The organism is Clostridium sp. (assembly GCF_036781005.1).
Classification (GTDB): domain Bacteria; phylum Bacillota; class Clostridia; order Clostridiales; family Clostridiaceae; genus Clostridium_B.
In genome coordinates, this window is record NZ_DAIQBT010000018.1 from 33058 (window position 1) to 57751 (window position 24694).

At 29.5% G+C, this 24694-nt stretch carries 27 protein-coding genes and 1 pseudogene; 8 read left to right on the forward strand and 20 right to left on the reverse strand.

Annotation, left to right across the window (positions count from 1 at the left end; all coding sequences use genetic code 11):
- Positions 1-48: 48 nt before the first annotated feature.
- The 5 genes from V7Q02_RS08960 to V7Q02_RS08980 form a co-directional block, all read right to left on the reverse strand.
- A complete protein-coding gene (locus V7Q02_RS08960; protein WP_333860669.1) occupies positions 49-711 on the reverse strand; it encodes a Yip1 family protein in 663 nt (220 codons plus the stop codon).
- A 194-nt stretch (positions 712-905) separates the two neighbouring features.
- Positions 906-2016, reverse strand: a protein-coding gene (gene prfB, locus V7Q02_RS08965; RefSeq protein ID WP_333860670.1) for a peptide chain release factor 2 whose coding sequence is annotated in 2 segments (ribosomal slippage) — positions 906-1937 and positions 1939-2016 — 1110 coding nt in all. Because the reading frame shifts where the segments join, the coding sequence is not laid out codon by codon here.
- Positions 2017-2036: 20 nt separating this feature from the next.
- The gene (gene secA / locus V7Q02_RS08970; protein WP_333860671.1) at positions 2037-4541 is read right to left on the reverse strand and encodes a preprotein translocase subunit SecA; all 2505 of its coding nucleotides are present in this window, start codon (positions 4539-4541) and stop codon (positions 2037-2039) included.
- Positions 4542-4703: 162 nt separating this feature from the next.
- The gene (hpf, locus tag V7Q02_RS08975; RefSeq protein ID WP_333860672.1) at positions 4704-5231 is read right to left on the reverse strand and encodes a ribosome hibernation-promoting factor, HPF/YfiA family; all 528 of its coding nucleotides are present in this window, start codon (positions 5229-5231) and stop codon (positions 4704-4706) included.
- A gap of 160 nt (positions 5232-5391) precedes the next feature.
- Positions 5392-6426, reverse strand: coding sequence for a branched-chain amino acid aminotransferase (locus tag V7Q02_RS08980; protein ID WP_333860673.1), 1035 nt, complete (start codon positions 6424-6426; stop codon positions 5392-5394).
- Positions 6427-6739: 313 nt separating this feature from the next.
- Between V7Q02_RS08980 and V7Q02_RS08985 the strand changes: the two genes are divergently transcribed.
- On the forward strand, positions 6740-7339 hold the full coding sequence (locus V7Q02_RS08985; RefSeq protein ID WP_012103943.1) for a tyrosine-type recombinase/integrase: 600 nt from the start codon (positions 6740-6742) through the stop codon (positions 7337-7339).
- A gap of 363 nt (positions 7340-7702) precedes the next feature.
- Positions 7703-8698: an acyltransferase family protein gene (locus V7Q02_RS08990; protein WP_333860674.1), complete on the forward strand. Its 996-nt coding sequence runs from the start codon at positions 7703-7705 to the stop codon at positions 8696-8698.
- A gap of 444 nt (positions 8699-9142) precedes the next feature.
- Here the strand turns inward: V7Q02_RS08990 and V7Q02_RS08995 are convergent, their stop codons facing one another.
- The 3 genes from V7Q02_RS08995 to V7Q02_RS09005 form a co-directional block, all read right to left on the reverse strand.
- Positions 9143-9475 carry a transposase gene (locus tag V7Q02_RS08995; RefSeq protein WP_333860675.1) on the reverse strand — a complete coding sequence of 111 codons (333 nt, stop codon included), beginning with the start codon at positions 9473-9475 and terminating at the stop codon, positions 9143-9145.
- Between the two features lie 251 nt (positions 9476-9726).
- A complete protein-coding gene (locus tag V7Q02_RS09000) occupies positions 9727-9921 on the reverse strand; it encodes a hypothetical protein (RefSeq protein WP_012103945.1) in 195 nt (64 codons plus the stop codon).
- A gap of 165 nt (positions 9922-10086) precedes the next feature.
- Positions 10087-10284, reverse strand: coding sequence for an alpha/beta-type small acid-soluble spore protein (locus V7Q02_RS09005; RefSeq protein ID WP_333860676.1), 198 nt, complete (start codon positions 10282-10284; stop codon positions 10087-10089).
- Between the two features lie 247 nt (positions 10285-10531).
- Between V7Q02_RS09005 and glf the strand changes: the two genes are divergently transcribed.
- Entirely contained in the window at positions 10532-11653 is a 1122-nt protein-coding gene (gene glf / locus V7Q02_RS09010; RefSeq protein ID WP_333860677.1) for a UDP-galactopyranose mutase, read from the forward strand.
- A 76-nt stretch (positions 11654-11729) separates the two neighbouring features.
- Here glf and V7Q02_RS09015 read toward each other — a convergent pair whose 3' ends face one another.
- The 5 genes from V7Q02_RS09015 to V7Q02_RS09035 all read right to left on the reverse strand — a co-directional run bounded on the left by V7Q02_RS09015 (position 11730) and on the right by V7Q02_RS09035 (position 15196).
- Positions 11730-12746 carry a glycosyltransferase family 2 protein gene (locus tag V7Q02_RS09015; protein WP_333860678.1) on the reverse strand — a complete coding sequence of 339 codons (1017 nt, stop codon included), beginning with the start codon at positions 12744-12746 and terminating at the stop codon, positions 11730-11732.
- A complete protein-coding gene (locus V7Q02_RS09020) occupies positions 12747-13406 on the reverse strand; it encodes a phosphatase PAP2 family protein (protein WP_333860679.1) in 660 nt (219 codons plus the stop codon).
- A 299-nt stretch (positions 13407-13705) separates the two neighbouring features.
- The gene (locus tag V7Q02_RS09025) at positions 13706-13903 is read right to left on the reverse strand and encodes a cold-shock protein (RefSeq protein WP_333860680.1); all 198 of its coding nucleotides are present in this window, start codon (positions 13901-13903) and stop codon (positions 13706-13708) included.
- Positions 13904-14132: 229 nt separating this feature from the next.
- Positions 14133-14489, reverse strand: a complete 357-nt coding sequence (locus V7Q02_RS09030; RefSeq protein WP_333860681.1) for a hypothetical protein — start codon at positions 14487-14489, stop codon at positions 14133-14135.
- 530 nt (positions 14490-15019) lie between these two features.
- Complete coding sequence (locus tag V7Q02_RS09035; protein WP_333860682.1) at positions 15020-15196, reverse strand: hypothetical protein; 177 nt, start codon at positions 15194-15196, stop codon at positions 15020-15022.
- 346 nt (positions 15197-15542) lie between these two features.
- Here V7Q02_RS09035 and V7Q02_RS09040 point away from each other — a divergent pair.
- Positions 15543-15893: pseudogene (locus V7Q02_RS09040) on the forward strand (transposase); the annotation flags it as partial.
- Between the two features lie 152 nt (positions 15894-16045).
- Here V7Q02_RS09040 and pdxR read toward each other — a convergent pair.
- Positions 16046-17446 (reverse strand): MocR-like pyridoxine biosynthesis transcription factor PdxR, encoded by a 1401-nt coding sequence (gene pdxR / locus V7Q02_RS09045; RefSeq protein ID WP_333860683.1) that lies wholly within the window; start codon positions 17444-17446, stop codon positions 16046-16048.
- A gap of 147 nt (positions 17447-17593) precedes the next feature.
- On the opposite strand from pdxR, the gene V7Q02_RS09050 reads away from it, so the two are divergent.
- Entirely contained in the window at positions 17594-18208 is a 615-nt protein-coding gene (locus tag V7Q02_RS09050) for a LysE family translocator (protein WP_333860684.1), read from the forward strand.
- Positions 18209-18406: 198 nt separating this feature from the next.
- Here the strand turns inward: V7Q02_RS09050 and V7Q02_RS09055 are convergent, their stop codons facing one another.
- The 5 genes from V7Q02_RS09055 to V7Q02_RS09070 form a co-directional block, all read right to left on the reverse strand.
- Positions 18407-18853, reverse strand: a complete 447-nt coding sequence (locus V7Q02_RS09055; protein ID WP_333860685.1) for a YbaK/EbsC family protein — start codon at positions 18851-18853, stop codon at positions 18407-18409.
- A 193-nt stretch (positions 18854-19046) separates the two neighbouring features.
- Positions 19047-19283: a hypothetical protein gene (locus tag V7Q02_RS09060; protein WP_333860686.1), complete on the reverse strand. Its 237-nt coding sequence runs from the start codon at positions 19281-19283 to the stop codon at positions 19047-19049.
- Between the two features lie 223 nt (positions 19284-19506).
- On the reverse strand, positions 19507-19779 hold the full coding sequence (locus V7Q02_RS15940) for a transposase (protein ID WP_373844827.1): 273 nt from the start codon (positions 19777-19779) through the stop codon (positions 19507-19509).
- Positions 19739-20596, reverse strand: a complete 858-nt coding sequence (locus tag V7Q02_RS09065; protein WP_333860687.1) for an IS4 family transposase — start codon at positions 20594-20596, stop codon at positions 19739-19741. The genes V7Q02_RS15940 and V7Q02_RS09065 overlap by 41 nt, the downstream gene beginning before the upstream one ends.
- Before the next feature lie 101 nt (positions 20597-20697).
- Positions 20698-20856, reverse strand: a complete 159-nt coding sequence (locus V7Q02_RS09070) for a hypothetical protein (RefSeq protein ID WP_333860688.1) — start codon at positions 20854-20856, stop codon at positions 20698-20700.
- A gap of 732 nt (positions 20857-21588) precedes the next feature.
- Here V7Q02_RS09070 and V7Q02_RS09075 point away from each other — a divergent pair.
- Both V7Q02_RS09075 and V7Q02_RS09080 read left to right on the forward strand, forming a co-directional pair.
- Positions 21589-22026 carry a helix-turn-helix domain-containing protein gene (locus V7Q02_RS09075; RefSeq protein WP_333860689.1) on the forward strand — a complete coding sequence of 146 codons (438 nt, stop codon included), beginning with the start codon at positions 21589-21591 and terminating at the stop codon, positions 22024-22026.
- A 282-nt stretch (positions 22027-22308) separates the two neighbouring features.
- The gene (locus V7Q02_RS09080; RefSeq protein ID WP_333860690.1) at positions 22309-23109 is read left to right on the forward strand and encodes an EFR1 family ferrodoxin; all 801 of its coding nucleotides are present in this window, start codon (positions 22309-22311) and stop codon (positions 23107-23109) included.
- Positions 23110-23355: 246 nt separating this feature from the next.
- On the opposite strand, the gene V7Q02_RS09085 is transcribed toward V7Q02_RS09080, so the two are convergent.
- Positions 23356-23910 (reverse strand): nitroreductase family protein, encoded by a 555-nt coding sequence (locus V7Q02_RS09085; protein WP_333860691.1) that lies wholly within the window; start codon positions 23908-23910, stop codon positions 23356-23358.
- 157 nt (positions 23911-24067) lie between these two features.
- Here V7Q02_RS09085 and V7Q02_RS09090 point away from each other — a divergent pair, with 157 nt between their 5' ends.
- Positions 24068-24418 carry a winged helix-turn-helix transcriptional regulator gene (locus tag V7Q02_RS09090; protein ID WP_333860692.1) on the forward strand — a complete coding sequence of 117 codons (351 nt, stop codon included), beginning with the start codon at positions 24068-24070 and terminating at the stop codon, positions 24416-24418.
- Positions 24419-24694: the final 276 nt, after the last annotated feature.

Below are 24694 nucleotides of genomic sequence, written 5' to 3' on the forward strand. Positions count from 1 at the left end.
ATCCCTTTCTCTGCATTTAAGTCATCAAAATTACCGTTTAAAATTACCTTAAAGTTTTAAATAGGATCGTAAAGATATAATCATAACAAATATACAGCAAATTGCAACAATGGCAAAACTTTTCTTCTTTGAAATCTTTCCAACTACAGATATGCCTATGGTCAATAATACTATCTGCCATATATTGAATATATCAAAACTATCTAAAAAACCATTTAATAATGTAGGTTTAGCCAATGCCTTTACTCCTACAGGGTTATTTGTGATAGCCATATACAGCCATTTTACAATTTTACCAATAGTTATAGACAACATACTTAAACAGTATACAGATACAATCTGCTTGTATTTTATTTTAGAGCCAAAAATTCTGGCCAACCCCATATAAACTAATGATGCTAAATATATACCTATTATAGTAGTTACTATAATAGTTACAACCTGTATAGGTATTGATGCTGCTTTTCCTATAAGTGCTTGAGATATATCAGGTGTATCTTTAAATTTATCTGTAATTGATTTTTTTAAAATATCCATAGAAGTAGTTGTCTGCATAATTCCATAAATTATATTAATTAAAATAATTAAAAGCATTGTCCATAAATACTTAGGTTTTTCTATGAATTCACTAAAAACAATACCTGGCTTCTTGAAAAAATAAATAATCTTTTTGTCAATACTTAAATTTTGTTCATTTTCTTTAATATTCATAAAATAATTCCTCCTGATTTCATTTTTTAAATTATATATTCTACATAATCATATAGAATCCCTGCTTAATCTTATAAAAATGACCATAATACGACTAAAAATACTTACTAAAATTATAGCATAATCAGCTAATAATCTTTTAGATAAAACAATAAAAGATGCATTCAGGTCACAATACCCTAAGCATCCTTTTATTATTTACCACCATGTTGTTTTAAATATGCCTTTATAAAGTTATCTATATTCCCATCCATTACAGAAGATACATTACTGCTTTCTACACCAGTCCTATGGTCTTTAACCAGATTATAAGGATGGAACACATAAGATCTTATCTGACTTCCCCATCCCATATCTTTAAGTTCTCCTGTAAGATCCTCAATTCTATCCTTGTGAGCTCTTTCCTTCAGTTCCACTAATTTGGACTTTAAGATTTTTAGTGCCTGTTCTTTATTATAATGCTGACTTCTTTCATTTTGGCACTGTACAACTATTCCAGTAGGTATGTGAGTTATCCTAACAGCAGATTCAGTTTTATTTACATGCTGTCCTCCTGCTCCTCCTGCTCTAAATGTATCAACTTTAAGATCTTCAGGTCTTATTTCTATATCCTGCTCCCCAGTAAGTTCAGGCAGAACCTCTACAGATGCAAAAGAAGTCTGTCTTTTTCCATTAGCATTAAAAGGAGATATTCTCACCAGACGATGAATACCCTTTTCACTTTTTAAATACCCATAGGCAAATTCGCCAACAATGCTAAGGGATACATTCTTTATACCTGCATCTTCCGCTTCAAGGATATCTATAGTATTTACTTTATATCCCATTTTTTCTGCCCATCTTGTATACATTCTAAGAAGCATTTCAGTCCAGTCCTGGGCATCTGTGCCACCTACACCCACATGTAGATTTAATATGGCATTATTTTTATCATATTCCCCGCATAAAAGTGTTTCTGTTCTAAATACCTCAACTTGAAATTCTATATTCTTTATATCCTTTAAAACCTCTTCAAAGGATATAATATCTTCTTCTTCTCTTATAATTTCCAGTAAAACCCTGGCATCTTCTATACCCTGTGATAATAGATTATATTTATCTATTCTACTCTCCAAACTTTTTTCTTCACTTGATATTTTTTGTGCATTATCTACATCATTCCAAAAATTAGGTTCTTGCATCTTTGCCTGCAATTCCTCCATCTTATTTCTTAAGTTATCTAAGTCAAAGAGACTCCTTTATTTCTTTTACAATTTGTGATAATTCATTCAGCTTGCTAATAGTTTCTTCTAATTGAATCAACATACAATCACACCTTTCCAGTCTTAAACAGTCCTACCACAGCAATTTTTATACTTTTTTCCACTACCACATGGGCAAAGATCATTTCTTCCTACGGTCTTCTCTTTCTTCACAGGCACTTTCCTTACAGAATTCGATTCCTGATTTGTTATAACATTTTTTACTACTCTCTCCCTTTCTGGAGCTCTTTCAATTTGCACATGCATTAGATATTTTACTGTATCCAATTTGATATTATAGATCATTTCCTCAAACATTTCACTACCTTCAAATTGATATGCCTGTGCTGGCTCCTGCTGTCTATAAGCCCTAAGTCCAATAGCCCTTTTTAAATGTTCCATATCATCTATATGATCCATCCACCTTGTATCAACAACTCTAAGCAGTATAACTCTTTCTATTTCCCTCATTTGTTCTGAAGTAAATTCTATTTCTTTTTGTTCATAGATTTTCTCAGCCATATCTATAAACTTATCCTTAATAGCTTCATTAGAAAGACTTATAATATCCTCTTTTTTAACGGAATCTTTAGGTACATATACATCTTCCATATATTCAAGTAATTTTACTATTTCGTCCTCAAATTCTTCTTCTATTCCTGATATGTGTGAATCTACAATAGAGCTTATTAAACTCTTTATCATATCCTGCACGTCATTTTTCAAATCTTCTCCCTCAAGAACCTGAGATCTCTGCTTATATATAATTTCTCTTTGTTTATTTATTACATCATCATATTGAAGCAAGGTTTTCCTTATATCAAAATTATTTCCCTCTACTTTTTTCTGAGCATTTTCTATGGCATTTGAAACCATTTTACTTTCTATAGCCTCATCATCTTTAAGGCCTAGTTTTTCAACTATACCTTGAAGCCTATCTGAACCGAATATTCTCATAAGATCATCTTCGAGAGATACATAAAACCTTGACATTCCGGGGTCTCCCTGACGTCCCGAACGTCCTCTCAATTGATTGTCAATTCTTCTTGACTCATGTCTTTCAGTTCCTATTATTTTTAGTCCTCCTAGTGCAACTACACCTTTTCCAAGCTTTATATCTGTACCACGGCCTGCCATATTAGTAGCTATGGTAACTGTTCCTTTCTGCCCTGCATAGGAAATAATATCTGCCTCTTTTTCATGGAATTTGGCATTTAAAACCTGATGAGGCACCCCTCTTTTCTTTAACATATCTGAAAGCAACTCAGATTTTTCTATACTTACTGTACCCACAAGTACTGGCTGACCTTTTTTATAGGTTTCATATATTTCATCTGCTATTGCTTTAAATTTACCTTTTGCACTCTTATATACTACATCCGGGAAATCCTCTCGGGCTATAGGTTCATGGGTAGGTACAACTATTACATCCAACCCGTATATATGCCTGAATTCATTTTCTTCCGTTTGTGCAGTACCTGTCATACCCGACAACTTATTAAATATCCTAAAATAATTTTGATAAGTAATGGTAGCTAGCGTTTTAGATTCTCTTTCTACCTTTACTCCTTCCTTTGCCTCTATGGCTTGATGGAGCCCATCACTATATCTTCTTCCTTCCATCATTCTTCCTGTAAATTCATCTACTATAAGCACTTCTCCATTCTTTACCATATAGTCTTTATCTCTTTTCATTATATAGTTTGCCTTTAAAGCTTGAACTACATAGTGTTGTATTTCCATATTTTCCGGATCAGCATAATTTTCAAGACTAAAAAAAGTTTCTGCTTTTTTTATTCCTGTATCATTAAGCATTACTGCATTTGCTTTTTCATCTACTTTATAATCATCTTTTTCTAAAGATTTTGCAAATCCATTAGCAATATTATAGAATTCTGTTGACTTTTCCCCTTCTCCAGAGATAATAAGAGGTGTTCTAGCTTCATCAATCAAAATAGAGTCAACTTCATCCACTATAGCAAAATTTAGTTTTCTTTGAACTCTTTCTTCTTTATAGATAACCATATTATCTCTTAAATAATCAAATCCAAATTCACTGTTAGTTCCATAGGTTATATCACAATTATAAGCTTCCTGTCTTTGAGATTGACTCATGTCATGTAAGATAACTCCTACTTTAAGCCCTAATGCCTCATATATAGGTGCCATGGTATCCCTATCTCTTTTTGCAAGATAATCATTTACCGTAATTATATGAACTCCTTTACCTGTGAGAGCATTCAAATATGCAGGTGCAGTGGCAACAAGGGTTTTACCTTCACCAGTTTTCATTTCTGCTATTCTTCCCTGATGAATAACTATTCCACCTATGAGTTGTTCTCTATACTGCTTAAGCCCTACAGTCCTGAATCCCACTTCTCTGACAACTGCAAAAGCTTCAGGCAATATTGAATCTAATGATTCCCCTTTATCAATCCGTTCCTTGAATTCATCCGTCTTATTTCTTAACTGTTCATTGCTTAATGCCTGAACTTTTGAATCTAAAGCATCTATTTTATCAACTATAGGCATAATTCTCTTTACTTCTCTTTGACTATATGAGCCAAATATTTTTTGAAAAAATTTCATTCTCTTCATCCTCACCCGTTAAATTTTATAAAAAAGTACATCTTTTAAATTATATCACCTAATTATGTGCTATTCAACTTAAACACTGATTTGAAATTTAACAATTACTGTATATATTAAATTATAAAGAGAGGAAGCTGTGCTTCCTCCCTGTAGCTACCATCAAAATTCAGGTTCTATCAATCCATAATTTCCATCTCGTCTTTTGTATACCACATTTACATCTCCTTGGTCAGCATCTCTATATACAAAAAAACTGTGACCCAGAAGTTCCATCTGAAGAACTGCTTCTTCTGATGACATAGGCTTTACTGCAAATTTTTTAGTTTTCACTATTTTGTGTTCCTGGTGGTCAATTTCCTTTTCATCTGGTATAAATTGAAACCTTAAAGATTCAGAATTATTTCTTTTTAAAAGTTTCGTCTTTTGCTTTCTTATCTGTCCTTCCAATTTGTCTAAAACTAAATCAATTGAAGCATACATATCATCATTTTCTTCTTCTCCTCTTAGTATAACCCCTCCAAAAGGAATTGTAACTTCCACTCTCTGCCTGTTTTTTTGTACACTTAATGTAACATGAGCTTCTACATCAGGGTTGAAATACTTATCAATCTTAGATAACTTTTTCCTCACTGCATTTTTCAATGCATCTGTCAGCACTATGTTCTTTCCATTCACAGTTATTTTCATATTTCCAGCCCCTTCCTTATGATTATCCTTGGCATATACTTATGTAAAGGATATATTTCATAAAATTATTATTGATTATTAACTATATTTTAATACTGTTGCCCATAAATTACAATAGAGTTTAATGGTAAATTAACAAAAATTCAGTTTTATTGATATCCTAAAAATCACTTGATATCTCTACGATCCACCCTTGTGGAGCCTCTACATCTCCAAATTGAATACCATAAAGTGTATCATAAAGTTTTCTAGTTACAGGCCCTACTTCTGTTTCACTGTAGAATACATGAAGCTTATCTTTATACTCTATGCCTCCAATAGGAGTTATTACAGCTGCTGTACCACATGCTCCGGCTTCAGCAAACTCATCTATCTTATCTATGTAAACATCTCTTTCCTCAACCCGCATACCTAAATATTCCTTAGCTATATATAATAAAGAATATTTTGTAATACTAGGCAATATAGATGGTGACTTTGGTGTTACGAATTTATTATCTTTGGTAATTCCAAAAAAATTTGCTGCTCCTACTTCTTCTATTTTAGTATGGGTAGCAGGATCAAGGTATATACAATCTGCGAAACCTCTCTTAGCAGAATTTTCATGAGGAAGTAAGCTTGCAGCATAATTTCCTCCAACTTTTGCTGCTCCTGTGCCATAAGGTGCTGCTCTATCATAATCTGAAATCATAAAGTTAACAGGTGTAACTCCTCCTTTAAAATAAGGTCCTACCGGGCAACAGAATACACAAAATATATACTCTTCTGCAGGTTTAACCCCAATATTATCTCCCACTCCTATTATAAATGGTCTAATGTAAAGAGTAGCTCCTGTACCGTAAGGTGCAACATATTCTTCATTGGCTTTTGCAACCTGAACACATGCGCTAATAAATTTTCCTTCTGGTATTTCGGGCATTAATAAACGTCTACAGCTATTGTTTAGTCGCTTTGCATTTTGATCAGGTCTAAATAATTGTATTTTTCCATCTTTTCTACGATAACATTTCAATCCCTCAAAACATTGTTGTCCATAATGAAGCGCTGGTGAGCCTTCACTTATAGTAAGCATATTATCTTCTACTAGTTTTCCATCATCCCAGCTGCCATCTTTCCAAACAGAAATATATCTAAAATCTGTTTTGATATAATCAAATCCCAGCTCATTCCAATCAATATTTATAGTCTTACCCATATTATGTTAATCCTCCTTTAGATTTAAGATAATATTTTATACTGATATTTTAAAAAATATCCCTGTATTATTCATTAAAGTTTTTACTTAATTATAGTACTTTAATAAATAAAAGTATACACAACAACCTATTTATAATATGCAATTATACTCCAATAATATATAAAATTTAATTGTTTTTGACATTCCACTAAAATTATTATATATTAGTTTAGATAGAGTTGTATGGTACTTTGAATATTTTATGAAATATATTATGACAAAATTGTACAAAATAATTATTTTGTATAATAAATAGTTGAGGAGAATAATTATGTCAAGAAATAATGAAACTAAAATTAAATATTTAACACAACAAGAAGCATATTCTCTTTTTAAAACAATTGAAAACACTTATACTTCTCATTCTCTCAGGGATTTAGTGATTTTTAGAATAGCTTATAGGTGCGGTTTAAGGGTTTCGGAAATTGCTTTATTAAAAATGCAAGATTACAATGCTTCAAAAGGTGAACTTTACTGCAGACGACTTAAAGGCAGCAATAACAACACCTTAAGATTAGATTCTAAAACCAAATATATTTTAGATAAATATATTGTTGAGAATAACATAACTTCAACTTCTCAGGTATTATTTTCAAGTCAAAAAAATAATCCAATTTCAAGACAGACTCTGGATTATCTTATGAAGAAATATTGCTCCATGGCTGGTATTGAAGACAAATCCAAACATCATTTTCATGCTTTAAAGCATACAACCGCTGTTCATCTTGCTGAGTCTGATATGGATATAAAGGAATTACAATGGTGGTTAGGTCATAAATCTGTTTCTAATACAGAAATATATTTTCAATTTACAACTAAGCAGCAGGATAGGATGTATGCAAAATTAGATGAAAAGAGTGAAATGGTATAATTTTATTAATTATTTCACTCTCTTTGTACAAATATAATAATACCTCATGAAATGTAGGGTTTTCTATTAAGATATAGAAATCCTACGCTAATTAATGTTCGTTAACATTATTAACTAAATTTTCAAAAAATACAAATTTAATTAATTAATATAACACCATATTGTAACAGTATAAACATAAAATAATAAATATCAAATGATTCAGAGGTTCAGATGGAGTTTACTTACAAAGAATATTTTCTCCACCTGAATATTGGGAGAACTTATCCAAGGGCACGCAACACTTATCCCGCACTTTGAAGAAATTGGCAGTTAGCTAATTCTAACGTTTGGATAAAATATTACATAAATATGGGGTTTAATATGAATTTAAAAAATTATAGAGAAAATTATTTTGATAATTTAAAATTATTATTAATTACTCTGGTAGTAATTGGACATACCATAGAACCACTAATAAATTCACATCCAAACATTAAATTATTATATGTAGTTATATACTCTTTCCATATGCCTTTATTTGTTTTTATTTCAGGATATTTTTCAAAGGATATTAACAACGAAGAAAAATTATTTTCTAAAATCACCAATATTTTTGTACCTTATGTTATTTTTCAATTATTATATTCTCTATTTAACATTTACGTTTTAAAAGCAGAAAATTTTAAAATCACTTTAGTTTATCCTTATTGGATTACATGGTATCTTCTTTCTCTATTTATATGGAATCTTATATTACCTTATTTTTGTAAGGTTAAATATTCTATTATAATTTCACTTCTTATTTCTATATTATGTGGATATGATACTAACATTGGATATTATCTAAGTTTATCAAGAACTATAACATTTTTCCCTTATTTCCTAATGGGATACTTTACTGAAAAGCATCATATAACTATCATTAGACAGTATATTGCAAAAAAATACGCGTTTTTAACTTTACTGGCTATTTTCCCACTGTTATATTTAATAAATAATAAAATTAATTATAAATGGTTCTATGGAAGTCTTTCCTATTCACAATTAAATAGCTCTGTATATCCAAATTATATTATTGATATAACTTTATATATATTAGCTATAATTATATCCATTTGTATATTGACACTAGTTCCAAATAAAAGATTCTTCTTTACTCATTTAGGTTCTAGAAGTATGACCGTATATGTATTTCACGGTTTTATTATAAAATTATTGCTTAAATATAACTTTTTTCATTACATAGAATCTTTCAGAACAGAAATATTTATTATTATACTTTCATTTTTTATTGTTATAATTCTGTCTTCCAAGTATATCAATAAGATTGCCAGAGTAATAATTTATCCAAAAATATTAAAGCAAGCCACAAGATAGTATTAAATGGTGCTGTCGCATTAGCATAAAAAAATAAGTTAACGCGGCAGCGTTTTTTTAGTACTTTATAAAAAATTTCATGATGTTCTAAGAGCAAATAAGTTCAATAATTAAAAAATGGCCTACTTTAATAAGCCTTTTCTGATAAAGGTTTTTTAACTCTCAAAGGGAACGTACCTTGATTTGTTTTACACAAACCTAGGTACGTTCCCGAGAAAAATGGATGGTGATTTTTCAGTAACAATTGAACTTGTGGATTAGAGTCAAAATTAAATTATCAAGGATGCCTGTAATCTCCATTGATTAGAATTCTAAAAGGACTTATAATAGTAATTCGTTGTAGGTTCTGTATTTATTGCTTGACTTGGAGGTTACTCTAAGTATTAGTATAAATAAAAACTTACAGAAAAGGAGAAGCTAATGAATTTAGACAATGATTCTGCATTAACACTCATGACCATTATACTTTAAAATCCAATTCCGTAACATTACTCTTGAACGTATTGCATATTTTTTACAGATTTCTTCCTGTGATCCTTTGCCTGATAAATAATCCTGAATAGCAGACAATTTTAACTCTTTCGAATAAGAAGAATTAGTGCGCACAGTTAATAATCCTTCCATGCCCATTGATTGATAATTATAGATCCAGTCACGTACTGAAGTCAGAGTAACCTGATATTTTGTTACCAATTCTCTTACACTTTTTTTGTTACTCAAATAATCCTCAATAGCTTTGCACTTTTCTTCAAATGATATCTTAGCTTTTCTACCCATAAAATATGCTCCTCCTTATAGCAAACAGTTTTTATTATTTTAACTGTCTACCACAAAGGGAGCATATCATTCTTTCGAGTGGGAGATTTATTTTTTTTAGTAAAAAGCTGTCCAACTAAATTTTTTAGTGCGACAGCCCTTACTACAGCAGTTTTTTAAAATACCACTATCATCATACTTGTAGATCAATTTACTAACTCACAATTTTAAGAATATTTTCAATTCTAAATATATGAGTAGAGATTTTTGACTTATCTTCGATTTTGCAATAAATCTACTGTTCCCAAAACAATATGGGCTAACCCGAATCCCAAAGCAGCTGTTTCTATCATAGGAACAATATCATTTTTATGCATTCTTCTATTTTTCAAATCCGATGCCCTTAATGCAACTGAACCCGCAGTAACTGCAGTACCTAACGCCGTTGTAATTAATCCATTTCTCATATTATCATCACCTATATTATTTTTTGTGTACATCTGTTCTTATTTTAACCAGTTATTAAATTTGTATTTAGATAATACAAATTTAAATCTTAAACATTCTAATCCATTGTAAATTTGAAATAAAGCCCGCATTCCTATTAAAGGTACAGGCTTTTTTATTAAATATTATTTTAAACCTTGTTCATAAGCTTCAACCATTTTTTTAACCATATTTCCACCTATAGAACCAGCTTCCCTAGAAGTAAGATCTCCATTATAGCTATTTTTTAAATTTACTCCCACTTCTCTAGCTGATTCCATTTTAAATTGATTTAAAGCTTCTCTAGCTTCTGGTATTACTAATTTATTACTATTATATGCCATAATAAACACTCCTTTTATAGTGATTTTTACTGCTTATACTTAAAGTTTATACACTTTTATAAAAAATACTCTAGGCAATTGGATGGATATTTAGATATATGTGTAAATATGTTATGCATAGTCATTAAGAACTTTTGAAAAATTTAATTATAAAAAATAAAGTGAAAAGTTCTTTATAAAAAAAGATAGCCATTGCACTAAAAATATAGTATCCTTTTAGTTGTCAAATCAAAAAGGAGGATTGGCAATGTATGACTATTTAATTGTTGGATCTGGTTTATTTGGATCAATATTTGCATATGAGGCTAATAAAAGAGGTAAAAAATGTCTCGTGATAGATAAACGTTCTCATATTGGGGGTAATATATATACAGTACAAATAGAGGGAATTCAAGTACATCAGTATGGTGCACATATTTTCCACACAGATAGCAAGAAAGTGTGGGAATACATGAATCAGTTTGCTGAATTTAACAGATACACCAACTCCCCTGTTGCTAGATATAAATCTGAACTCTATAATATGCCCTTTAATATGAATACATTTAATAGAATTTGGGGAGTAATTACCCCATCAGAGGCAAAAGCTAAAATTCAACAACAGATCAAGGAAGCTGGTATTATTGAACCGAAAAACCTTGAAGAACAGGCAATAAGTTTGGTTGGTAGAGATATCTACGAGAAATTAGTGAAAGGTTATACAGAGAAACAATGGGGACGCAGGGCAACAGAATTGCCAAATTTCATTATAAAAAGGCTACCAGTCCGTTTTACCTACGATAACAACTATTTTAATGATAGATATCAGGGAATACCCATTGGAGGTTATACACAGATCATTGAGAAAATGCTGGAAGGCGTCCAGATTCGTCTTGAGACTGATTTTTTTATGCAACGTGATAAACTGACATCTCTTGCAGATAAAATTGTTTTCACCGGAATGATTGATGAATATTACAAACATTGCTATGGAAAACTTGAATATCGTTCTCTTCGTTTTGAGACAGAAATTTTAGATTGTGAGAATTATCAAGGTAACGCAGTTGTTAACTTTACAGAATATGATGTTCCATATACCCGAATAATTGAACACAAGCATTTTGAATTTGGTTGTCAAAGTGGAAATTCTAATCCTAAGACAGTAATCACAAGGGAATACCCCGCCATATGGCATCATGGTGATGCTCCGTATTACCCAATGAATGATGATAGAAATAACAAATTATACGCAAAGTACAAGGCATTAGCAGCTACAGAAAATAAGGTTATATTTGGAGGACGTCTTGGGATGTATAGATATTTTGATATGCAAAATATTGTAGCAGAGGCTTTGATGTGCATAGAAAACGAACTATCTAAAAATATCTAGTAAGATGCATTGAAAGTTTAACCATAAAACCTTCGATGCATCCACAAACAATACTTATTAACAATATAGTCCCCTATTAGTTAAATCCAAATATCCTTCTTGATAATGAATAAGCTAATAATATAATATTCTTTCCTACTAAGCCTTTAATTTGCATAAATAATCCCAGAAAGGATTTATTTATTTCTTTATACAAATCCCTATTTTTAGAATTTAGATAACACCAAAGTTCCTTTTTTTTACTTAAACTTTTTTCTGTATTATCTTTTAATAATAGTACCGTACTAACTGTCATCATCATTACTAAATATTTAATCATATATTTGCGTAACTTTTTACATTCTATAATCATTGGATTATAACAGTCAATAATTATTTTTGTCACTTTAATTTGTTGATCAATACGCTTAATCATTACTTTCTCATTAACTGATTGATCTTCTCTGCCAATAAAATATCTATAAAGGTCTACATTAACATAATACATTGTTCTCACATAAGGCAGCGGTTTATATACAAAAATGTTATCCACATAAAATGTATGTTTTGGAAGCTCCAAATTACACTCTTTAAGAATCTCTGTAAGGTATATAACCGAGTGCATTAATATATTTTGACTATTTTTGAGATGACCTAAATCATCCCATGTAAATATTTTTTCTTCCGGCATTGCACCTCTATAATTAATACTTTTTGATTTATGCATATTTATATTCTCATACACATAATTTACAATAAGCATGTCCAATGTTTGGGAATTATTAATCATATTTTTTAATATATCAAGTACTTTTTTTAAGCTATTTTTGTCAAACCAATCATCACTATCTAAAACTTTAAAATATATGCCCTTTGAATGCTTAAGTCCTGTATTTATAGCATCCCCATGCCCCCCATTTTCCTTATGTATTGTACGTATTATTTCAGGATACTTTTTCTCGTATTCATCGGCAATTATTGGAGTATTGTCACTAGAACCATCATCTACAATTAAAATTTCTAAATCCTCATCCCCTATTAACAGCGATTCTATGGCTCTGTCCATATAAGCTTCTGAATTGTAACAGGGTATTACTATAGTAAGAACTTTCATTTATACCTCCTGATTAATAAGTTTAAATGTTTTATAAAGTTGCAAACGTAAAGATAACTTCCATGTTAACTCAGCTAACATGATTCCTCCCAGGACATCAATTATGACATGCTGTTTCGTTGTTAATGTTGAGATGCATATCATTATAGCCATAAATAAAGAAAAATATCGATACCAAATAGAAATATCTTTACAATTTCTAAGACCGACAAAACAATACCAACTAACTAAACAATGAATTGACGGAAAAAGATTATCCGCTGAATCTATGCTATATAAAAACTTAAGTATGTCCGAAAAAATATCTGATGTGACGATGTCAGGTCTTATATTTGTTGTAGGAAAATTTATGTATATAATACCACATATTAGTTTTCCTAATAAATCTGCCATTAAAAAGCGATAACAATGTTCTTTATTTATTTTACTGATTAATATATAATTAACAATCCAAAAAAGGTAACTTCCAAAATAAAAAAGTACAAATATTGAAATTACCGGAATCCTATTATCATAATATGAGGTTAAATTATGAAAAACTCTATTTTTATAAAACAGCCGAGATCCCCAATATATGGTAAAATTAAAAAGCACACATAAACTTAAGGGTTTGATGGAATATTTTGGTATAAAGTTATATATTTGTTTTACTATTTTCATCTTTTTCACCTAGACTATTCTAAGTATAATATTTTATGTCATATTAAGTCAATATATTAATATCTTTTTATAAAAATTCCGTTTATTATCATTTATCCAAACTTTTTTCAACTTTACATATCATAAACCTATAATATATTACAGTTATTTATAATTTATGAACTTAGTGAAAATTTTTTATTACTTTATTTGAAAAAAGAAAGGGGGTGTTACAAATCTTTTTATTTACTTACTTTGTTAGTTATTTTGATAATTCAAAAATCCCTTAGATATATCTAAGGGATAAAAATACTCGCTGATTAAAGAATAGTAATATTTTCTGCTTGTGGTCCTTTTTGTCCTCTTGTTTTATCAAAAGAAACTTTTTGACCTTCCTCAAGTGATTTATATCCTTCTGAATTTATTTGAGAAAAATGTGCAAAAATATCTACTCCATCTTCTCCTGTAATAAATCCAAATCCTTTATTTTCGTTAAACCATTTAACTGTACCTGTCATATAAGTACCTCCAAAATTTTATTTCTTAAACTCTTTGTAATAACCATAATACACTAAATAAAATTTCGATAATAATAAATGCATATATTATTAAGTACTTATTGAAATATATCTGTGTTTAAATTAATTACCATTCATTTAAGGTGTTTGTTAAGTATAGCACACATTATTGAATAAATCAAATTATTTCTGTTGAGTTATCAAATTCCAGTAATACTAACTTTATATTTCAATTAAACTTGCATAACTCATTGTCCCATCTGGATATTGCAATATAATCAAGAGAATTATCATAGAAAAACCATTTAGATATGGCGTGTTTTAGTTTAAATGCCTCATTATGGTATTGAAGCATATCATTAAACTTATCATCAGAATGTAAATAGGGATTATTTCCATCTAACTCTATACTATACCTATATTGGAAAAAATTACTGCCATCTTCATTTTCGAGAAACATTTGAGGATTGGTAGTTAAAAATAATACTTTCTTACCTGTAATATTTTCTTTTCCAAATCGCCTCTTTTCTCCTAGTTCTGGAACCAATCTTCTATGTTTTTTATTTGAGAAATGATAAAGTATCATTCTTTTACACCTCGTTTCACTTATAATGTTATCACTAATTAGCATATATGTATAATGCAAATAATGTATATTATTCTATATAACTTATGATAAAACAGAAAACAAATCCTGAATAATTACACCAATTTATCAAGTGATTCAGAGGTTCAGATGGAGTTTGCTATAGAGAAATACTTATCTCCATATGAGAGACTTATTAACAGTATTCTTAGTGTCTTTGGGACTTAGAATACGTATTAGGAGAAGAACTTATCCAAGCGTTGTAGCAATGCTTATCTCCCACTTTGAAGATGATGGGAGTATTAGCAATGGTAGCGTTCTAATAAATTATAGATGGGTATTTGAGTTGAGTAAGATATTCTAAGTTGCACATAAAGTTAAAGAAAAGATTTGAAATGATTTTATGACAGAATATTTGAGCCTTTAAAAAACTTTGGCTTTCTTTTCTTAACTAAAGCCTGTACCCCTTAAGGCACAGGCGCATTGCTATTTTAAATATTCCTGATAAGCTTTAGCTTTTTTATTGCCATTTACTGTTCTGACTCATAAGCCTTAGCTTTTTTATTACCAGCTAATGAACTAGTGTCTATATCAACTAACTCTCCATTATAAATCTTCTTTGAATTTGTTTGAACTTTTTCAGCCGAGTTTCTAAACTTAGCCACCTTACCTTCTGGGGCTACTAAATTACCATTGTTACGTGCCATAACAAGCACCTCCCTCTAGAACAATTTTAAATACTATATTTAAAGTTTATGCAGTTGTATAAAAGATACTCTAGGTAATTGTAAGAACTTTTAGAAGAAAATATGAGAACCTTAGCTCTCTTTTTATGGTCATGAATTATTTTCCTAAAATAACCTTAGTTCGAAAAAATAGAAAAAGAAATTATAGATATAAAAAATCCCATCAAAATGTTTTAATATATAAGTACAAGTAAAAAAAATAAAACAAAAGGATGGGATTTTATGCAAAATTTGTTAGTCGAAATATTTTATGATGTTGATACCTATGTTCTAAGACCCTATTTCCCTAAGCTTATAAGCTATAACTGGAAATGTAGATGACAGGAATATAGAGGTAATAGAACAACTCTCAAAAGAACTTTACGGGAAATTATTCGGGGACAAAGGTTATTTGTCCAGGAAAATATCAGATATACTGTATTCCAGGGGGATACAGCTCATAACAAAACTAAAAAAGAATATGAAAAACAAGTTAATGTGTATGGAAGACAAAATTATTCTCAAGAAAAGAGCTGTTATAGAAACCGTAAACGACTTTTTAAAAAATGTATGTCAAATAGAGCACAGCCGCCATAGAAGCTTTACCAATTTTATGGTAAATATAGTTTCAGGACTGGCAGCATATAGTTTTCTTCCTAAAAAGCCTTCTTTGAAATAGGACAAACATTTTTATTTAGCTTAATCACAATATTGCTTTAAATATAAATAAATGTTAAATTATTTCTTCATTTGTAGTTAAATTATTTTTTGGATTTTCTATATCTATATTTATACAAAATTATATTTTATTTTTTTCGAACTCAGGTTAATTTATATAATATCTGCTAACAATCTTATACCATTTTCCATTTGCTCGGTTTTGGTATTGCCATAACCAAATATTAATGCGTTGTCTATTCTAGACGCTGAATTATCCAATATATAATGTTTATTCATAGCCGTGATCTCTATATTTTTCTCGCCAATCTTATCCATAAAATCTTTGTCAAAAGTAACATCTTTAAAAGTAGCTACAAAATGCATTCCAGCCTGAGCACCAGTAATCGTTACACGCTCACCAAACTCTTTCTTAAGGCATTGAATAAGATAGTTTCTCTTCTTAAGATACAATCTTCGCATCTTGTTGATATGACGATCAAAAAGACCTATTTCTATAAACTTTGCTAATGCAATTTGTTCAAAATTTGGTGAATGTAGGTCAGCTACATACTTTATATTTTCTATTTTACGAAGCAATTTATTAGGCAAAACCATATATCCTATCCTCAACGCTGGCATTAAAGTCTTAGAAAATGTTCCTACATAAATGACCTGTTCCGAATCTAAATATTGCATAGAGTGTATGGGATCCCCATAAAATCGAAATTCACTATCATAATCATCTTCCACAATGTAAGTTCCGTGTTTCTGAGCATATTTTATCATTTGAATTCTTCGATTAATCGGAAGGACTACTCCAGTTGGAAATTGATGACTTGGTGTGGTAAATATCAGTTTTGGAGGTTGTTTAGGTAATTCAGAAGTAACCATTCCATATTCATCAACCCTAATTGGTTTCATTGTCACCTGATTACTCTCTAATGTATGAAGAATACCATAACTAAGTGGATTCTCAACTAAGGCATATTCATAATCTTTCACCAATTGACATAATAGAGAAAAAGCTTGTGCTGCACCATTTGTAATCAGTATATTATTTGGGGAAGTGCATACACCCCTGACACGTTCTAAATAACTAGAAAGTTGTGAACGTAATTTATAACTCCCAAAAGGATTTTGATAATCCATCTGCTTCACTTCGATGTTAAGAATGCTTTTCTTATATACCTGTGCCCATTTATTAATTGGTATATTATCCAAATCTGGAATTCCTGTACGAAATGATATTTTTTCTATGTTATTATCACTTTTATTAAAATGTGATTCCGTTCTTATTTTAATTTGTTGGAATTTTACCCCTTCACATATATAAGTCCCTGAACCACTTTTCGTATAAACATATCCTTCCGCCATTAACTGTTCATAACAATCTAGCACTACATTCCTTGCAATATTTAAATTTCTTGATAATTCTCGTGTTGAAGGAAGTTTATCGTCTGATTTCAGATTACCGTTCAATATTAATTCTTTGTAATGCATATAAAGCTGTTTTGACAAAGAAACTTTAGATTCCCTATCAATATTTATAAACTTCATATAACCACCTTCCATATTTATTTGTTAGTGTAAAGTTTTTTTACACTATCATTTATTTCAAAATGGTTCCTAAAAACTTATTAAAATGCGGATCTTATAACGACCACTATATCATGATACATTATATCATATCAGTTAATAGAACTAAACTAGGAGGTTATTATGAATACATTTAGTTTTTTAATTACATCATTTATCATCATATTAATTCCAGGTACGGGAGTTACATATACGATTTCAACTGGAATAACAAAAGGAAAAAGAGCCAGCATATTTGCTGCTTTTGGTTGTACTATGGGCATCATTCCACATTTATGTGTAAGTATTGCACTTTCATCATTTATTATGAAAATAAACAATAACGCTTTTTTCATTCTAAAACTACTTGGTGCAATATATTTGTTATATCTTGGTATTGGTATGATAATATCAATACCAAGTTTTAACCTAGCAAATAGTAAATCAGAGAAAAAAGTAAGTACAATAATTCGTAGTGGCATTCTTATTAACTTACTCAATCCGAAACTCACTTTGTTTTTCTTCTCATTTTTACCTCAATATGCAAAGTCAACCAGTGGTAATTATATTATTGAATGTTTGCTTTATGGATTTGGATTTATGATTATTACACTTTTGGTTTTTATAGGATATGGTTTATTAGCAGGAATAACAAATGAGTTTTTTATAAACTCTCCAACAAGGATATCTCTACTCCAAAAAATATTCGGTATTATCTTTATTGTTTTTGCAATACAGCTTGCATTTAGTTCGATTTAGAATATTTATTTTTATTTAATAATAAAAAAGGACAGGGGAATCTAGGTACCCTTTAAGATATCATTTTCCCTGACCTCCATATTATGTTTAAACAATACATAAACAAATTACTATTTATTGAGTTGTTTAATATTTTGCATGTAACGCAAGTGTAAGAAAAGACTACGAAATTACCTTAATTTAAAATTTAGGTAATTTTTAATCTAATGTTCCAATAACATTATTTAATTTCAATAAAGCATCTGGATCAACTTTTAAAGTAGTATTTTCTTCACCTAATCCACCATATACAAAAGAAAATTTAAGAAGTCTCTTATCAATTATATATGGCAATGAAATTCCGAACATCGGAACATTTCCAACTGAAAATCCCGTTATCAATTTGACTTCCTCTTTAGTGGCTAATCTAACATTTTTGCAGTTTAGCAAACATTTTATTTCCTTGAAATTTACATGACCTCTTTCACCTGATATAACTATTACATAAAATCCTTTAGTTGTATATATTATTAATGTTGGTGCTATTTGAGCAATATCAATTTTAAAATAGTCAGCACCTTCTTTTGCTGTATAAATAGGCTTATCATTATGAATTAATTCAAATGAAAAACCATTCCTTTTTAAAATATCTTTTATATTTTTCATTAAATTCACCTCCTAGTAGTACATATTTCAAAAAAATTCGCTATCGCTTATAACCTTTTCAATTGGAAATTTTGTAAATTTCTATACATTAAAAAAATATATTATAAACTTGCCATCTGAACTGTTATAACAATCACCTTCAGAGGTTTATCTGTTTCATTCCATATAGATTGAATTGATGAACTAAGTACTATTATTGAACCCTGATTACTAGCATTTCGTTTCCACCTTTCACAAATTCATAATTTACTTTTACTGTTTTAATTTCATATTTAGAAAAGCATCCATCCTCTATTAATTTGTCAACAAACAGAGATTTTTCACATTTTAAATTGACTATTGGAAATACTCTTATTTCCTTAGATGTTATCCTTACTAATTCTTCAATAACCTTTTTATGGAATTTGTAATTTAAATCTTTATCATACATAAATAAAAAGTGTGATACAAGAGCTATATTAAACTGTTTATCTTTAAAATGGCTTTTAGGGTACTCAGTAGTAACATATTCCGCCCTTGAATTTTGCTTAAAATCCCGAATAAATGCTTCATATGCTTTTTTACGGTATTCTTTTAAATGTTTAATGTCACGCGTGTTGATTAACTAATTTTTACCACAAATCTTATTGATAATTATTGATATTTTTCAATAATTAGTCAATAAGTACTTGGACTTCGTCTTGAAGTGTAGAATTAAGAAGTTTCCTAATAAACTGACAAAATGATAACTTAACAAATTTCAATTTTTTAGATACATTAACATAAGAAAAGTGAAGTAATACATATGCAATTAAAGCTATAAAAAGCTGATTGTAAACTGAATTTTCATTTGTTCCAAACAATCTTTTAACATTTAAATTTTGCTTTATAAATCTAAAAAAACTTTCAACCTTCCATCTTCCATCTTTCCTTATAAATATCTGCAATTTTTTCAGGGGTAATAGACATTAAATTAGTACATACTCTTATAGCCTTTCCGTAGAAATCATTAAATTCAACAACCCTGAATCTATTTTCAGTTTTAGAAGAACCTTCTCCAAGATAACAAGTGATATCCTTAACTATGCTAGAATTTTCAGTTCTTAGACTTTTTATGTTTTTAGGATAACTTATAGTTATATTATCTTTGATTCTTATAACAAATGCTTGATTTATAGATTTAAACATATCATATCTATCGTGTTTCCCGTAAGCTCTATATTCTACCATGATACAATCTGTATTAATAAGTTCTTCACCTATTGGACCATCATGTTTGCTTGCGTTAGTTTCAACGACTTTTTGAGGCATTAAAGTATTTACATTAAAAGCTACATGTAGCTTTATTCCTGCCTTAGTACCTTTGAACTTTGCCCATTTCAATCTGCCTTCACCAACAGTTATAGTAGTAGAATCTACTGCTAATAAATCTTTTGGCAACTTAAGTACTCTTCGAGTTGAGCGATTACATTTATTTATAAGAATCTCAAATAATTTCTTAGCTATTTTATAATCTACATATGCTGCTTTCTTTGAAATTGTTGAATAATCAACTGTCTTTAACCCAACTTCATTCATAGAGTCTGAACCAGCTTGAAAGCTTTTATATTCATTAGTTGCTGCTGATATAAGAAATTGAAACAAATCGTATACTGTAAATTTTCTTGATGTATCTTTATAGCCTAAAGCCTCACATACTGTAATTACTTCTTCTTTTGTTAAAAGTGTTTGAAATATATCAAATATAGTGGTATTATTTCTCATGAGGTTATTCTCCTAAAAAGTAATATTTTTTCTATCCAAATTAATATTACCATAGAATAGCCTCATTTTTTATCTCTTTTTTGGTTACATATTTTGGATAATCAACACTCATGATCAAATATATTTTTAAGATGTGCCTGAATATCCTCAATGCTTCCCTTACACTCAACAGCACAGCTTACTATAACCCTTCTAATTGTCTTTTTATCTATATTAATTGATGCATAATTTTCTTTATTTATGGAATTATAATAGTACATGTGTTCAACCTCCTTAAAACTTTTAGTTTTATTTAGAGGTTGGCTTTTTTTTAAGGCTTTTTATACTATGAAATTTATGGGGTATTTATTAGATCTTAAATTTTATAGTATAACTAATTTGTTTGAATTTAATGTAAAATTATTTTCATTTCTTTAATTGGTTAATTTCCTGTTTTTCCATCCATATTATTCTAAATGAAAATTTCCATCATACTTGAACTACGCCAAAATTAGTGAAGAAGTTCTTCAGGCAATTAATTCCTTAATCTATTCTGATAAGGTCAGTTAATTTTCTTGTAAAGTGGTGTTGATAAATACTTAAATAGTAATATTAGTTTATTAATTTTACTTACGCTATCAATGGTAACATTACCTTTTGTTGAATTTATTATTTCAAAAAAATATCAGTAAAATAATAGGGGACTTTTCTTATTTATGGCAGTCATATCGAGTATCGATGTTTTAAAGCTTATGGAGATAAGGAGTGGCTACAATACTATGTGTAAGAGGTATATAGTGCATCTTTAAGAATATTTAAATAATTCAATTTAATTACCTCAAATTTCATGATATACTAGAAATAGTTATGATTGAATTATAAAATTTTATATATAACTTATTGATATAGATTTAGATTCAACCAATAGTAGGAAATAATCAATCAATAATTGGGTGAAATATTGTTAAACGTGTTTTATTATTTATATAATTAAACAGGAAGGAAGATTATTTGTGAAGTTATCTGAAAAACTAAGAGAATTAAGAAAAGTAAGTAAACTATCCCAAGAACAATTAGCCCAAAAATTAAATGTTACGAATCAAGCTGTTTCTAGATGGGAATTAGGTAAAAATTATCCTGATATCTTAAACCTTGTAAAACTTTGTGACATATATAATATTTCTTTAGATGAATTAATAAGAGATGATTTAGATTTTCAAAAGAGTTTATCTAGTAAAAATAGGATTAAAGGTATTTACCTATTTCTATTTGGCATATTCATCGAATGTTTAAGTTTTTTAACATTCTATTATTTTAACACTCTTAATATAGAAAATTCATTAACAAATTGGATAATAGGTACAACTGGTGTAATTGGGTTTGTTTTTATTGCTGAAGTATTAATAAAAAAATTTCCTAAGAGAATCAGGTATTGGCTTGGAATAGAGTAATCAAATCAGCCTTATCTATATTCAAAATTTATCTAACAAACCTGGGTTTTAGATAAAAAGATAAGTTTTGCGTGGTATACGGAAGTTACATTGAGTGCTGATATTCTGAAATTAAAGGAGATAAGGGTTAATTATAATACTGTGTAGAAGAGGAAGTGGTTTGAAAATTTTTCGAGTGATTTAAATTACCTCAAATTTCATGATATACTAGAATTAGTTATGATGAAATTGTAAAATTTTACGTTCTAAATGAATAAAATAATATTAACGGGAGGATATTTAATGAAAATACAATCGCTGAAACTGGTTTGTTTTTCACCTACGGGGACAACAAAAGCAATTATTCAAGGTGTTGCACACGGAGTTAATCAAAGCACTGTGGAACTAATAGATATTACCAAACCAAATGCAAGACAACAACAATTACAAACATTGGAAAATGAATTACTTGTTGTTGCTGTACCAGTTTATGTTGGAAGAGTGCCGGCTCTTTTAAATGAATGGCTACATACGATTAAAGCTCATAATACGCCGACTGTATGTATTGTCGTTTATGGTAACCGTGAATATGACGATGCACTACTTGAACTTAAAGATATTTTGATAAAATGTGGATGTACACCGATTGCCTGTGCAGCATATATTGGAGAACACTCCTTTTCCAGTTCCGAAACGCCAATAGCCGAAAATCGTCCTGATGCAATTGACTTAAACCACGCAGAATTATTTGGGCGTAAAATAAATGAAAAACTACTATCTGTTTCATCGGTCGATAACATTTCTGATATAAATGTACCTGGTAGATATCCCTATAGAGGAGATTCGAAGCTTTGGAGTGTTGATTTTATAGCAACTAGTGATGCGTGTACCCAATGTGGCGTTTGTACAGAAGTGTGTCCTGTTGGGGCTATTGATTCAGGAAATAGTAATTTAATTGATAAGGAAAAATGCATCACGTGTTGTGCATGTATTAAGAACTGTCCACAAAACGCCAGAGTGATGAAAGCTGGTCTAGTCAAAGACGCTGCAATGCGACTGAATAATCTGTATAAAGAGCGAAAGGAGCCGGTAGTCTTTTTTTAATAAACTGCAGCTAATATTGCTTCCAGTGACAGATGTGTTCTTCATATCCCCTATACGGGAGCATCTTTGCTTCGGAATATTTATATATGGTTTATTAATCGTAAATCTAAGGTATTTGAACAGTGGTGAAAAATTATGAAGTAAAGATTACTTATATAGTCTATAGATAAATAGTAATTTGTAGGGGAGTCTCATAGGATGATCATATAATGGCAAAATGTTGGAAAATTGATATTTGATAATAGCCTATCTTATATAATTTACTACATGTAAGTTTCTTTTAGGGACAATTATTTCTTTATTTAGTGGTTTGTATCCTAAAGCTACACCATAATAAGGTTCATATCCGTCTGGAACGCCAAGTCTTCTGACTTCACCTTCTAGTTTCAAGAAAAATGTTATCAAGCCGATCCAGACAGAACCAATATTTAAGCTTTCTGCTGCTAGAAGCATATTTTGTATTGCTGCGCAGCAATCAGTTTTTGGAGAAAGTGCATTTTTATTACCAGATACAATAATTAATGTTGGAGCATTATATGTTAGATTTATTTTGGGATTTAATCCTGTATTTTTAATCCAATCAATTTGTGATTTTACCATCAACTCTTTAGATTTATCACTAATGTGTTGTAGTATTTCTTTGTTTTGAATAACAGTAAAATGCCATGGTTGGTCATTGTGACCAGAAGGTGCGTAAATACCAGATTCAATAATTAAATCTAAATCCTCTTGTTTTATTTGTGTAGGTAAGTATGCTCTTACACTCCTCCTATTTTTTATTACATTTAAAACTTCGTTCATATAATTTCTTCCTTTCTTGTTGGTTTTATAAAATAATAACATTAAAAGTATTATGATAAAAGTACGCACAAATTTGATATGTAATATCAAAAATGATACTATTAAGATAATTAAATACAAGATGTATTGATATAAAAATGTATTAGGAGAAGAATTAATGTCAAAATCAATTGATTTAAAATCAGATTGCCCTATGAATTTAACTATAAATATACTTAGTGGAAAATGGAAATTAGCAATTCTTTGGCACTTGTCAAGAGGAACTATTAGATTTAATGAATTACAAAGAACATTAGCTAATATTACTCAAAAAACATTGACAATGCAATTAAGGGAACTGGAGAAAGATGGAATAATCTACAGAGAAGTCTATCCAGAATCACCACCAAGAGTAGAATATGGACTCACTAATATTGGGAAAAGTATGCAGTCTATACTGAGTGCCATGTGCCAATGGGGAAAAGATTATAAAAAATTAATGAATGAAAACAATACTGTTAGTTTGTAAAATTGTGTAGTAATTTAGTAAAAACTCTGACCTACGGACACCTAATATCCATATAAAGGGTAATTAAAACTTGTAGAAAAAAATATTCTGAAAATAATAAAAAACCACCAATTTATAGTATAAAATTGATTTGCAGACCAATTTTACTAGAAAAGGTGGCTTGTTATGATTAATGATCAAGAATATATTACAACAGAATTAAAAAAACACTAGAGAAAATGCTGACCTACGGACACCTAATATCCATATAAAGGGTAATTAAGATTTGTAGAAAAA